The following is an 11,973-nucleotide window of genomic DNA, read 5'->3' as shown; positions in this document are numbered from 1 at the left end:
CCGTCGTCCCCGCCGGCTACCCCGCCTGCTACCCCGCCGGGGCCCCCACGACGCCCGCGATGAGCCCCTCCAGGCCCACGCGGAAGCTCGCCTCGGCGGGGTGCTCGCCGGTGGCCCGTTGCGCCTCGCGCGCGCCGTCGAAGACCGGCGTCGGCCGCGGGTGCCCGGCGGTGTCGAAGATGTCCCCGGGCGCCGTCGTGTCGAGAGCGGAACCGAAGATGAACGACTCGAACGCCACGATGGTGGGCACGATGCGCTCCTGCGGCCAGCCGGCCGCGGCGAGCCCCGCCGCCACGGCCTCGTACATGTCGATGGTGCGCGGCGAGCCGACGACGGGCAGGACCGCGATCACCGGGATCAGCGGCACGTGCTCGGCAATGGTGTCGCGGTAGCTGGTCGCCCACCGGCGCAGGGCGTCGGCGATCGGCAGGCGCCCGAAGCACGCGTGGTCGACGCGGGCCATGACGTCGTCCTGGATCCACTGCATCAGCTGCTGCTTCGACGCCGCGTGGTTGTACAGCGCGGACGGGGCCACGCCGAGCCGGCGGGCCAGGGCGGCCATGGTCAGGGCCCCGTAGCCCTTCTCCGCGATCAGCTCCAGCGCGCAGCGGGTGATCTGGGCGGGGGAGAGGACGGCCGAGGTGGGGCGCCCGGCCCGCCGGAGGCGCTGCGGGGCCGCCGTCGATCCGCCGCGTCGGGACTGGTCAGCCGCCACTTGTCCTCCGGATTCCTGTGGGCCACTTCACAAGGCCCCGTTCGGTGCCTTACGATCAGTCTATAAATGAACGCTATTCATTTACTCCCGAGACACAGAAGGCAAGTGATACGCATGGCAACGCTTGAACGCGATGTCGTCATCATCGGCGCCGGCCCGTCCGGCCTGAGCGCCGCCCGCGAGCTGCGCAAGGCGGGCAAGACGGTCGCGGTCCTGGAGGCCCGCGACCGCGTCGGCGGCCGCACCTGGACGCGCGAGATCGACGGCGCCACCCTGGAGATCGGCGGGCAGTGGGTCTCCCCGGACCAGACGGCGCTGCTGGACCTGCTCGCCGAGCTCGGGATCGGCACCTACGAGCGCTACCGGGCCGGCAAGAGCGTCTTCATCGCCCCGGACGGCACCCGCACCGAGTACGTGGGCGAGGACTTCCCGGTCGCCGCGTCCACCGTCGCCGAGATGGGCCGCCTCGCCGCGCTCCTGGACGAGCTGGCCGCCGAGACGGACCCCGACCGGCCCTGGGGGCACCCGCGGGCCGCCGAGCTCGACTCCGTCTCGTTCCACCACTGGCTGCGCGCCCAGTCGGCGGACCAGGACGCCTGCGACAACATCGGGCTCTTCATCGCCGGCGGCATGCTGACCAAGCCGGCCCACACGTTCTCCGCGCTGCAGGCCGTGCTCATGGCCGCCTCCGCCGGCTCGTTCTCGAACCTCGTCGACGAGGACTTCATCCTGGACCGCCGCGTCATCGGCACCATGCAGTCCGTCTCGCAGGCCATGGCCGACGACCTCGGCCCCGACGTGTTCCTGCGCGAGCCGGTGCTGCGCCTCGAGTGGTCCGGCGACGGGGTCGTGGCCCACGGCGCCACCGTCTCGGTCGCCGCGCGGCGCGCCGTCGTCGCCGTCCCGCCCAACCTGTACTCGCGGATCTCCTACGACCCGCCGCTGCCGCGCCGCCAGCAGGTCGCGCACCAGCACCAGTCGATGGGCCTGGTCATCAAGGTCCACGCCGTCTACCCCACGCCGTTCTGGCGGGACAAGGGCCTCTCCGGCACGGGCTTCAGCCCGACGGCGATGGTCCAGGAGGTCTACGACAACACCCTGCACGGGGACGCGCGCGGCACGCTGGTCGGCTTCGTGTCCGACGAGAAGGCCGACGCGCTGTTCGCACTGCCCGAGGCCGAGCGCCGCGCCCGCGTCCTGGCGGACCTCGCCGCGTTCCTCGGCCACGAGGCCCTGGAGCCCGACGTCTACTTCGAATCCGACTTCGGCTCCGAGGAGTGGACCCGCGGCGCCTACGCCACCAGCTACGACCTCGGGGGACTGCACCGCTTCGGCCCGAGCCAGCACGACGCCGTCGGCCCCCTGGTCTTCTCCTCCTCGGACCTCGCCGGCGCCGGCTACCAGCACGTCGACGGCGCGGTGCGCATGGGCCGCCGCTCCGCGGCCCGGCTCCTGGCCGACCTGGACGGCACCCCCGCCGACCCCGCGTACGACGGCGGGACCCCCGTCGCCGCGACGCCCGCCGCGACATGACCGGGCTGACGACGCGGCCCGAGCCGCCGCGCACCGGCCGGTCCGCCGCGGACGCCGCCGTCGGCCCCGCCGCGGACGCCGGCCACGCTCCGGTCCCCGGCGGGAAGGGCCTGGCGCGCGGCACCGTCGGCATCCTCGGTGCCGTCGTCATCGGCGTCTCCTCGATCGCCCCGGCCTACACGCTCACCGCGGCGCTCGGGCCGACGGTCGCCGAGGTCGGCACCCACCTGCCCGCGATCCTGCTGGCCGGGTTCCTGCCGATGCTCCTGGTCGCCCTCGGCTACCGCGAGCTGAACCGGGAGATGCCCGACTCCGGGACGTCCTTCACGTGGGCCACCCGGGCGTTCGGCCCCTGGGTCGGCTGGCTCGCGGGCTGGGGGATGGTCGCGGCGACGATCATCGTCCTGTCCAACCTGGCGGCCGTCGCCGTCGACTTCTTCTACCTGCTCCTGGCCCAGGTGACCGGCAACCCGGCGCTGGCGGAGCTGACCACGAACCTGTGGGTCAACATCCCGACGACGCTCGTGTTCATAGCCGGCGCCTGCTGGATCTCCTACCGCGGCATGGAGGCCACCAAGGCCTTCCAGTACGTGCTGGTCGGGTTCCAGCTGCTCGTGCTCGGCTGGTTCGCCGTCTCCGCGTTCGCGCACGCCGGCGCCGGGACCGCGTTCGACGCGACGCCGCCGTCGCTGGAGTGGTTCAACCCGCTGGGCGTCGGCGACTTCTCCGCCTTCGCCGCGGGCGTCTCCCTGTCCATCTTCGTGTTCTGGGGCTGGGACATCACCCTGACCCTGAACGAGGAGACGAAGGACCCCGAGCGCACGCCCGGCCGCGCCGCCACCGCCACGGTGCTGGTCATCATGGCCGTCTACGTCGCCGTGTCCCTGGCCGTGATCGCGTTCGCCGGCGTCGGCACGGAGGGCCTGGGCGCCGGCAACCCGGAGAACCAGGAGTCGATCTTCGCGGTGCTCGCCGGACCCGTCATGGGGCCGTTCGCGCTGCTGATGTCCCTGGCCGTGCTGTCCTCGTCGGCGGCGTCCCTGCAGTCCACGATCGTCTCCCCGGCCCGCACCGTCCTGGCCATGGGCTACTACGGGGCCCTGCCGTCCCCGTTCGCGCGGGTCAGCCGCCACGGCTCCCCGGCGACGGCCACCCTCGTCGCCGGCGCGGGCGCGGCCGGGTTCTACGTCATCACCCGGCTGCTGTCCGAGAACGCCCTGTGGGACACCATCACCGCGCTGGGCATGATGATCTGCTTCTACTACGGCATCACGGCGCTGGCCTGCGTCTGGTACTTCCGGCGCGGGCTGCTCACCAGCTGGCGCACCGTGGCCTACCGGCTCGTCGCGCCGCTCGCCGGCGGGATCGTGCTGATCGCGATGTTCGCCAAGACCGCCGTCGACTCCATGGACCCGTCGTACGGCTCCGGCAGCCAGATCGGCGGGGTGGGCATGGTGTTCATCCTCGGCATGGCCGTGCTGGTGCTGGGCGTGGTGCTGATGCTCGTCGCCCGCTGGCGCAACCCCGGTTTCTTCCGCGGCGAGACGCTCGCGCGCCTCCGCTGACCAACCCCCCCCGGCCCGCCGCTGCGGGCCCTTCCGAAAGGAGTACGACATGACCGAGACGACGACGGAGGCCCCCGCGCAGGCGGCGGCCGAGGCTCCGGGCTACCGCGTGGTGAACCCGGCCACGGGCGCGCTGGTGGAGCGGTTCGAGACCGCGACGGACGCGCAGGTGTCCGCGGCCCTGGCCGCGGCGCAGTCCGGGTTCGAGGCCTGGGCGTCCCTGGGCCTCGCCGAGCGGTCGGCCCGCGTGGCCCGGGTGGGCGAGCTGTTCGCGCAGCGGGCGGCCGAGCTGGGCCGGACCGCGACCACGGAGATGGGCAAGCCCCTGTCCCAGTCCGTCGGGGAGGCGGAGTTCTCCGGGGAGATCTTCGGCTACTACGCCCGGAACGGGGAGCGGTTCGCCGCGGACACCCCGATCGAGACGGCCTCCGGGGACACGGCCCTGATCCAGCGCCGCCCGGTCGGGCCACTGCTCGGCATCATGCCGTGGAACTACCCCTTCTACCAGGTGGCCCGGTTCGCCGCCCCGAACCTCGTGCTGGGGAACACCGTGGTCCTCAAGCACGCGGAGTCCTGCCCCCGCTCCGCGCTGGCGATCCAGGAGATCATGGACGAGGCCGGCATCCCGGCCGGCGTCTACCAGAACCTGTTCGCCTCCCACGCGCAGGTCGCGGACATCGTCGCCGACCCCCGGATCCAGGGGGTCTCGCTGACCGGGTCCGAGCGGGCCGGGGCCATCGTGGGCCGGCTCGCCGGGGAGAACCTGAAGAAGGCCGTGCTGGAGCTCGGCGGTTCCGACCCCTACGTCGTCCTGGACGCCGCAGACGTCAAGGAGGCCGCCGCGACGGCGTGGGCGACCCGGATGGAGAACACCGGGCAGGCGTGCAATTCGAACAAGCGCATCATCGTCACCGAGGGGATCCACGACGAGTTCGTGGCCGAGCTCGCGGCCCTGGCCGACGGCCTGGTCCCCGGCGACCCGCTCGCGGAGGCCGAGGGCACGTACGCGCCGATGTCCTCCCGCGCGGCCGCCGAGGCGCTCGACGCCCAGGTCCGGGACGCCGTGGACCGCGGCGCGGTGCTGCACGCCGGCGGCACCCTGGAGCCGGGCCCGGCCGCCTACTACGCCCCCGCGGTGCTCACCGGCATCGCCCCGGGGATGCGGGCCGCCACGGAGGAGCTCTTCGGGCCGGTCGCGGTCGTGTACAAGGTCCGGTCAGACGCCGAGGCCCTCCAGCTGGCGAACGACACCGCCTTCGGCCTGGGCGGGGCCGTCTTCTCCGCCGACCCCGGCCGCGCCCGGGCCCTGGCGGAGCAGCTCGAGGTCGGCATGGCCAACGTGAACACCCCCGCCGGCGAGGGCGCGGAGCTGCCGTTCGGCGGGGTCAAACGCTCCGGCTTCGGCCGCGAGCTCGGGCCGCTGGGCATGGACGAGTTCGTCAACAAGCGGCTGCTCTACATCGCCGGGTAACCGGCACGCCGGAGGGTCCGGGGCTCCGTGCCCCGGGCCCTCCGGCGTCTCCGCGTGCGGGCGCTCACGGCGAGGCGGGGGGCCTCCGTCCCGGCAGCCGCGCCCAGAACGCCGGGTAGAGCAGGATGAGCCCGAAGTTCAGCACCACGAGGTGCAGCAGGCCGGGCCACCCGCCCTGCACCGCCAGGGCCACGAGGCCGAGGTGCAGGCCCGCGCCGCCGACGGCGGCCGCCGCCCGCGTGCGCCGGAGCCAGAGCCCCACACCGATGGCGAGCTCGGCCGCGACCGTGCCGACGGCCAGCACGGCGAGCAGGGGCGGGTCCGCGAATCCCATGACGGCCTCAGCCTGGGGCCGCGTGGCCCGGAGGTAGCGGAGGTTCTCGCCGGCGAGCCAGGAGGGCTGGAGCTTCGTCAGCGCTCCGAAGACGTAGACGGTGGAGACGAGGACCCGCAGCGACAGGGCCAGCTCCGCGGGCCGGCCGGCCGTGACCGCCAGGGCCGCGCCCGCCCACCCCAGCAGGATCAGCCCGTACTCGGGCCACTGGTCCAGGGCCGCGAGCTCGACGAGGCAGAGCCCCGCCAGGGACAGGCCCGCCACGACGGGCCGCTGCCCCTGCCAGAGCAGGACGGCGGCCAACGCCCACAGCGCCGTCCACGCGATCCCGAGGACCAGCGACGCGCCGTCCAGGCCCGCGACGACCACGGCGTCGCGGGCCAGCCAGACGACGGCGAGCAGGGCCAGCGCCCGGTGGGCGGTCAGCCGCACCGCGGGTCCGGATCCGGTTTCCAACAGGACGTGTGCATCTGCCACCCGCCGGGCAACTGCCCCAGGGCGGGCTCGGCCCAACGCACGGCCAGCAGCACCGCGGGCAGGGCGACCAGGACGGCCACGAGTAGCCAGGTCCTTCGACGCACCGTCACGTCCGCCCCCGGGGCGCTACCCGGCGCCGCCGTCGTCGCGCCCGCCGGAGGCCGGGGCGGACTCGGGGGCCGAGTCGGTGGTGCGGCTGCGCAGCAGGCCCAGCTCGTGGCGGACCATCCGGGCCAGCTCGTCGGCGTCGTATGTGCGGGATCCGCCGTGCGCGCGGAGGTAGAGCAGGGCGTCCAGGCGGGCGGTGCGCCACTCGTGCTCGGCGTCCGCGTCGCGGAGCGCGACGGCGCGGTGGATCTCCCGGTCGAACAGGTTCGGCTCGTCGAGCTGGCGCTGGCGCAGCTCCGCGCTCAGCTTCGCCTTCAGCGGGTCCGATTCGACGTGGTCCGTGGCGGTCAGGGCGTCGCTGTAGCGCTTCGCGGCCGCGGGGTCGCCGTCGTCGTCCGCCAGGTAGGCCGCCATGGCGAGCGCGGACTGGATGGACTTCCAGCGCCCGAAGTTCCCGTCGAACGGCAGCTCCGTGAGGATGCCCAGGGCCCGCCACGCGTTGGTGCGGTCGTTCAGCTCGACGAAGAGCAGGTGCGCGAGGTTGCGCACGGACTCCAGGTGGGAGCCGGACTTGACGTTGAACCCGCGGCTGAGGCGGGCGACCGGCTCGAGGACGCGCTGGTCCCAGGGGTACTCGCGGGCGATCCCGATCAGGATGGACTCGGGCGAGCCCTCCTCGACCGGGATGATCGTCAGGTCGTCGAGCGTGGCCTCGCGCGGCGGCTCGTTCGTGTGCACGCGGATGCTCGAGCCCCACGCGACGGTGGCCCGCTGCCCGCTCTCCAGCGTCGCCTCGACGTACGCGGGGGTCCCGAAGCTGTCGTTCACGGTGCGCACCGCGGTGACCGGCAGGCTGGGGGCGCCCGTGCGGGTGATGAACCGGTGCCCCGGCGCGACCTTCTCGGCCGGGACGGAGCGGATGTAGCTGTGTTCCATGGCGGCTACTCGCACCATCCCACGTGGGCGAGGGCCTGGCGCACCAGGTTGCCGCGGCCGCCGACGAACTCGGCCTGGACCTCGGGGCTCAGGGCGTCGGCGGGGCTCAGCCACGTCAGCTCGAGCGCGTCCTGGCGGGGGCTGCACTCGCCGCGGACGGGCACGACGTAGGCCAGGGAGACGGCATGCTGGCGCTCGTCCACGAGACCCGTCTCCGAGGGGGAGGGGAAGTACTCGGCCACGGTGAACGGGGCCGGGCACGCGGGCAGGTGCGGCATCGCGAGCGGCCCGAGGTCCTTCTCGAGGTGGCGCATCAGGGCCGCGCGGACGGTTTCGCGGTACATCACGCGGCCGGAGACGAACGTGCGGGTGAAGTTCGCGGTGGCGTCGGCCTTGTACAGCAGGCCGAGCTCCGTCACGTAGCCCATCGGGTCCTGGCGGACCGGGATCGCCTCCACGTAGAGGATCGGGAGGCGCTGGCGCGCCTCGTGGAGGTCCTCCTCGGACAGCCATCCGGGATACGGGTCGGGAGTGCGCACGTTCATGCCTCTTGTTTATCGCATCCCCGGACCCGGAGCACGCCCCCATGCCGTGAGGGGGCCGAACCGGTGCCGGTAGACTGGACACCTCCCCCCTCTCTCCCGAAGGAACCGCCCATGCCGCGCGCCGCTGCCCCCGCGACCTCCCAGACCCGGCTGGAGCCCGCGGCAAGGACGACGATCGGTGTGCTGCTCGTCGCGTCCTTCGTGGTGATCCTCAACGAGACGATCATGAACGTGGCCCTGCCGCGGCTCATGGACGCCTTCTCCGTGACCGCCGACACCGTCCAGTGGCTGGCGACCGCCTTCATGCTCACCATGGCCGTCGTCATCCCGACCACGGGCTACCTGCTGCGCCGCCTGTCGACCCGCGCCGCGTTCATCCTGGCCATGTCCCTGTTCTCGGCGGGGACCCTGCTGGCCGCGCTGGCGCCCGGGTTCGGCGTGCTCCTGGCGGCCCGCGTCGTGCAGGCCAGCGGAACGGCGATCATGATGCCGCTGCTGATGACGACCGTCCTGGACCTCGTCCCGCCGTCCCGCCGCGGGGCCGTCATGGGGAACGTGTCGATCGTGATCTCCGTGGCGCCCGCCGTCGGCCCCACGCTCTCCGGGCTGATCCTCGAGTACCTGTCCTGGCGCTTCATGTTCGTGGCGGTCCTGCCGATCGCCCTCGCGGCCCTGGCCATCGGCGCCCCGCGGCTGGCCGGGCGCGCCGAGGAGGCGCGCCCCCTGTCCGTGCCGTCCCTGCTGCTGTCCGTGCCCGCCTTCGGCGGGCTCGTGTTCGGGCTGAGCCGCATCTCGGGAGGGCACGACGCCGGGGCCGCCCCGGGGCCGGACGCCTCCGCCGTGGTGGCCCTGGCCGTCGCGGTGGTCTGCCTGGCCGCGTTCACGTGGCTGCAGCTGCGCCTGCAGCGCCGGGACGCGGCCCTGCTGGACCTGCGCCCCTTCACCTACCGCGCGTTCACGATGAGCCTGGCCCTGATGGTCCTGGCGATGATGGCGCTGTTCGGGGTGATCATCCTGCTGCCGATCTACCTGCAGAACGTCCGCGGGCTCAGCACGCTGGCCACGGGCCTGGTCCTGCTGCCGGGAGGCCTGCTGATGGGGGTGATGGCCCCGTTCGTCGGGCGCATCTACGACCGGGTGGGGCCCCGCCCGCTCGTCGTGCCCGGCGCGGTGCTGCTGACCGCCGTCCTGTCCTACTACACGACCCTCGACGCGGCGACGCCCGTCGCGGTGCTCGTGGGCCTGCACCTGGTGATGTCCCTGGGCCTGGCCCTGATCTTCACGCCGGCCTTCACCACCGGCCTGAACCCGCTGCCGCACCGCCTGCATTCGCACGGGTCGGCCGTCCTGAGTACGCTCCAGCAGCTCGGCGGCGCCACGGGCACGGCCCTGCTCGTGGGCATCATGGCCGCGGGCGCCTCAGCCGGCGCCGCGGCGGGGCTCGCGCCGCTCGACGCCCAGCTGGAGGGCTTCCGCCTCGGGTTCCTCACGGCGGCGATCGCGAGCCTGGGCGTGATCGTCATCGGAGCCCTGCTGCGCAAGCCCGCCGTCCCGGCCCCGGCGCGGTAGCCCGGCCCGGCGCGGTAGCCCGCCCCGGCCCCGGCACGGCGGCCGGGGCCGGGGCCCCGGGGCTAGACCCGGGCGGTCGCGCGGAAGTCCCCGCGCCAGTACTGGCTGGCCCGCGGGACCTCCGCGCCGAGGGCGGCGGCGGCCAGCGCCGGCCAGTTGGGCTGCACGAGCGCGGCCCGGGCCAGGGAGACGCCGTCGGCCCGGCCCTCCGCGACGATCTCCTCGGCCTGCTCGGGCTCGGTGATCATCCCGACCGCGGTCGTGTACGCGCCCGTCCCGGCCAGCTCGGCCTTGACCGCGGCCGCGAGCGGCACCTGGTAGCCGGGGCCGGACGGACCGTGGAAGCGCCCGATCCCGCCGGACGAGAGGTCGAACAGGCCCACGCCGTGGCGCTCCAGCCAGCCGACCAGGCGCAGCGTGTCCGCCAGCCGCCAGCCGCCGTCGACCCAGTCCTCGCCGGAGAGCCGGATGCCCAGCGGCTTCGAGTCCGGCCAGACGGCGCGCACGGCCTCCACGATCTGGCGCAGGTACAGCGTGCGCCCCTCGAAGTCGCCCCCGTACGCGTCGGTGCGGTGGTTCGTCAGCGGGGAGAGGAACTGGTGGATCAGGTAGCCGTGCGCGCCGTGGATCTGGATGGCGTCGAAGCCGGCCTCGTCCGCGCGGCGGGCGGCCGCGGCCCAGTCCGCCACGGAGTCCCGGATGTCCGCCATGCTCATCTCGCGGGGCTCCGCGAGCCGGTGGATCGCCGTGGGGGAGGGGGCGACGGTCTGCCAGCCGCCCTCCTCGGCGGGGATCGAGCCGGTGCGGCCCGACTCCTGGAACTCGGGCAGCCACCCGTAGGTGGACGCCTTGCCGCCCGCGTGCGCCAGCTGCACGCCCGCGGCGGCGCCCTGGGAGTGGATGAAGTCCACGACCGGGGCCCACGCGTCGCGCTGGGCGTCGTTCCAGAGCCCGGTGTCGCGGTCGGAGATCCGGCCCTCCGGGGCGACGGCGGTGGCCTCGGCGACGACGAGCCCGAAGCCGCCGGCCGCCCGCGCCCCGAGGTGGACCAGGTGCCAGGCGGTGGGGACCCCGTCGCGGGCCTCGACCGAGTACTGGCACATCGGGGCCAGGACGGTGCGGTTGCGCACGGGCAGGCCCGCGCCGTCGGGGGTGGGGAGGACGGTGGTCTCGAAGAGTGTGCTCACGGTGGTGCCAACCCGGCGCGGGCGGCCCCTATTCCGCCCGCCGGCCCGCCCCTCCTCTGGACGGGGCGGCGGCCCGCTGTTGGAATGGCCGCATGGCCGAGCCGCTCGACGAACTGCTGGTGCCGGACGCGCCCGCCTGGCGGGCCTGGCTCGACGAGCACCACGCCGCCAGCCGCGGGGTCCGCCTGGTGCTGCACAAGAAGGGCGGGGACGTGACGCGCCTGGCCTACGCGGAGGCCGTCGAGGAGGCGCTCTGCTTCGGTTGGATCGACGGGCAGCTCGCGCGCCGCGACGCCGGCAGCTACACGATCCGGTTCACCCCGCGCCGGCCCGGCAGCGCATGGTCGGCGCGCAACGTCGAGCGGGTGGACCGGCTCCGCGCCGCCGGGCGGATGGCGCCGGCCGGCGAAGCGGCCGTCGCCGCGGCCCGGGCGGACGGGCGGTGGGAGGCGGCCTATTCGGGGTCCGCCACGGCGGAGCCGCCCGCTGAGCTCCTGGCCGCGCTCGGGGCGAACGCGGACGCGAAGGCCGCCTACGGGCGCCTGGGGGCCGCGGAGCGCTTCACGATCTACTACCGGATCGCGACGGCGTAGCGGGCCTCGACCCGCGAGCGGCTCGCCGCCGAGTTCGTGGAGCGGCTGGCCCGGGGAGGGACCGGGACCACCCCTTGAGCGCCCGGCGCGCGCCGCAGTAGGGTGGGCGTGCGCGTTAATGGCCATTAACTGGAATTCGGAGGGGATCGCATGCGGCTGGACGGGGCGGTGGCGTTGGTGACCGGGGGCGGATCCGGGCTCGGGGCGGCGACGGCGCGGAGGTTGCACGACGGCGGCGCCCGGGTCGTGATCGTCGACCTGCCGTCGTCCGCCGGCGCGGACGCCGCCCGCACGCTGGGGGAGCGGGCCCGCTTCGCCGCCGCGGACGTGACGGATCCGGAGCAGGTGTCCGCCGCCGTCGCCGCCGCGGCGGAGCTGGGACCCCTGCGGGTCGCCGTGAACTGCGCGGGCATCGCGACCCCGGGCAAGGTCCTCGGCCGCGACGGGGCCCTGCCGCTGGAGCGCTTCGCCCAAGTCGTCGCCGTCAACCTCACCGGGACGTTCAACGTCGTGCGGCTTGCGGCCGAGGCCATGGCCGCCACCGAGCCCGTGGAGGATCCGGAGACCGGGACCGCCGAGCGCGGCGTCGTCGTCAACACGGCCTCCGTGGCCGCGTTCGACGGGCAGGTGGGCCAGCCCGCCTACGCCGCCTCGAAGGGCGGGGTCGCCGCGATGACGCTGCCGCTGGCCCGCGAGTTGGCCCGCCACCTGATCCGGGTGGTGACCATCGCCCCGGGGATCTTCGAGACGCCGATGATGGCCGGGCTGCCGGCCGAGGCCCAGGAGTCCCTCGGCCGGCAGGTCCCGCACCCGTCCCGGCTCGGCCGCCCCGGCGAGTACGCCGCGCTGGTGGAGCACATCGTGGCGAACCAGATGCTCAACGGGGAGACGATCCGCCTCGACGGCGCCATCCGGATGGCCCCCAAGTAGGACGCGGGAA

General features: G+C 74.4%; 11 protein-coding genes. 6 read left to right on the top strand and 5 right to left on the bottom strand.

What is annotated here, in order from left to right:
• Window positions 1–28: 28 nt before the first annotated feature.
• On the bottom strand, window positions 29–715 hold the full coding sequence (locus AC1Q5D_RS12810; RefSeq protein WP_481738845.1) for a TetR family transcriptional regulator: 687 nt from the start codon (window positions 713–715) through the stop codon (window positions 29–31).
• A 114-nt stretch (window positions 716–829) separates the two neighbouring features.
• Here AC1Q5D_RS12810 and AC1Q5D_RS12805 point away from each other — a divergent pair, with 114 nt between their 5' ends.
• From AC1Q5D_RS12805 to AC1Q5D_RS12795, 3 genes are read left to right on the top strand one after another with little or no spacing between them, the layout of a single operon-like run.
• Window positions 830–2,248, top strand: coding sequence for a flavin monoamine oxidase family protein (locus tag AC1Q5D_RS12805; protein ID WP_481738844.1), 1,419 nt, complete (start codon window positions 830–832; stop codon window positions 2,246–2,248).
• Window positions 2,245–3,813, top strand: a complete 1,569-nt coding sequence (locus AC1Q5D_RS12800) for an APC family permease (RefSeq protein WP_481738843.1) — start codon at window positions 2,245–2,247, stop codon at window positions 3,811–3,813. Before AC1Q5D_RS12805 ends, AC1Q5D_RS12800 begins: the two co-directional genes overlap by 4 nt.
• Before the next feature lie 49 nt (window positions 3,814–3,862).
• A complete protein-coding gene (locus AC1Q5D_RS12795; RefSeq protein WP_481738842.1) occupies window positions 3,863–5,284 on the top strand; it encodes an NAD-dependent succinate-semialdehyde dehydrogenase in 1,422 nt (473 codons plus the stop codon).
• A gap of 64 nt (window positions 5,285–5,348) precedes the next feature.
• On the opposite strand, the gene AC1Q5D_RS12790 is transcribed toward AC1Q5D_RS12795, so the two are convergent.
• The 3 genes from AC1Q5D_RS12790 to AC1Q5D_RS12780 form a co-directional block, all read right to left on the bottom strand.
• Window positions 5,349–6,095, bottom strand: coding sequence for an HTTM domain-containing protein (locus AC1Q5D_RS12790; protein ID WP_481738841.1), 747 nt, complete (start codon window positions 6,093–6,095; stop codon window positions 5,349–5,351).
• Window positions 6,096–6,221: 126 nt separating this feature from the next.
• Window positions 6,222–7,139: a DUF6707 family protein gene (locus AC1Q5D_RS12785; RefSeq protein WP_481738840.1), complete on the bottom strand. Its 918-nt coding sequence runs from the start codon at window positions 7,137–7,139 to the stop codon at window positions 6,222–6,224.
• Between the two features lie 5 nt (window positions 7,140–7,144).
• Complete coding sequence (locus AC1Q5D_RS12780) at window positions 7,145–7,684, bottom strand: NUDIX hydrolase family protein (RefSeq protein ID WP_481738839.1); 540 nt, start codon at window positions 7,682–7,684, stop codon at window positions 7,145–7,147.
• A gap of 111 nt (window positions 7,685–7,795) precedes the next feature.
• Between AC1Q5D_RS12780 and AC1Q5D_RS12775 the strand changes: the two genes are divergently transcribed.
• A complete protein-coding gene (locus AC1Q5D_RS12775; RefSeq protein ID WP_481738838.1) occupies window positions 7,796–9,253 on the top strand; it encodes an MDR family MFS transporter in 1,458 nt (485 codons plus the stop codon).
• Between the two features lie 62 nt (window positions 9,254–9,315).
• On the opposite strand, the gene AC1Q5D_RS12770 is transcribed toward AC1Q5D_RS12775, so the two are convergent.
• Window positions 9,316–10,440 (bottom strand): NADH:flavin oxidoreductase/NADH oxidase, encoded by a 1,125-nt coding sequence (locus tag AC1Q5D_RS12770; protein ID WP_481738837.1) that lies wholly within the window; start codon window positions 10,438–10,440, stop codon window positions 9,316–9,318.
• Window positions 10,441–10,532: 92 nt separating this feature from the next.
• On the opposite strand from AC1Q5D_RS12770, the gene AC1Q5D_RS12765 reads away from it, so the two are divergent.
• Both AC1Q5D_RS12765 and AC1Q5D_RS12760 read left to right on the top strand, forming a co-directional pair.
• A complete protein-coding gene (locus AC1Q5D_RS12765) occupies window positions 10,533–11,033 on the top strand; it encodes a YdeI/OmpD-associated family protein (protein WP_481738836.1) in 501 nt (166 codons plus the stop codon).
• 150 nt (window positions 11,034–11,183) lie between these two features.
• Window positions 11,184–11,963, top strand: coding sequence for an SDR family NAD(P)-dependent oxidoreductase (locus tag AC1Q5D_RS12760; RefSeq protein WP_481738835.1), 780 nt, complete (start codon window positions 11,184–11,186; stop codon window positions 11,961–11,963).
• Window positions 11,964–11,973: the final 10 nt, after the last annotated feature.

The organism is Arthrobacter paludis, from assembly GCF_056782315.1.
Note: the sequence above shows the minus strand (reverse complement) of the source record. Positions and strands in the feature narration are given on the sequence as shown.

Bases quoted from the DNA above. Each gene is read 5' to 3' on its own strand.
- AC1Q5D_RS12805 (WP_481738844.1), top strand. From the start codon at position 830: ATGGCAACGCTTGAACGCGATGTCGTCATCATCGGCGCCGGCCCGTCC.
- AC1Q5D_RS12800 (WP_481738843.1), top strand. From the start codon at position 2,245: ATGACCGGGCTGACGACGCGGCCCGAGCCGCCGCGCACCGGCCGGTCC.
- AC1Q5D_RS12795 (WP_481738842.1), top strand. From the start codon at position 3,863: ATGACCGAGACGACGACGGAGGCCCCCGCGCAGGCGGCGGCCGAGGCT.
- AC1Q5D_RS12785 (WP_481738840.1), bottom strand. From the start codon at position 7,139: ATGGAACACAGCTACATCCGCTCCGTCCCGGCCGAGAAGGTCGCGCCG.
- AC1Q5D_RS12780 (WP_481738839.1), bottom strand. From the start codon at position 7,684: ATGAACGTGCGCACTCCCGACCCGTATCCCGGATGGCTGTCCGAGGAG.
- AC1Q5D_RS12775 (WP_481738838.1), top strand. From the start codon at position 7,796: ATGCCGCGCGCCGCTGCCCCCGCGACCTCCCAGACCCGGCTGGAGCCC.
- AC1Q5D_RS12765 (WP_481738836.1), top strand. From the start codon at position 10,533: ATGGCCGAGCCGCTCGACGAACTGCTGGTGCCGGACGCGCCCGCCTGG.
- AC1Q5D_RS12760 (WP_481738835.1), top strand. From the start codon at position 11,184: ATGCGGCTGGACGGGGCGGTGGCGTTGGTGACCGGGGGCGGATCCGGG.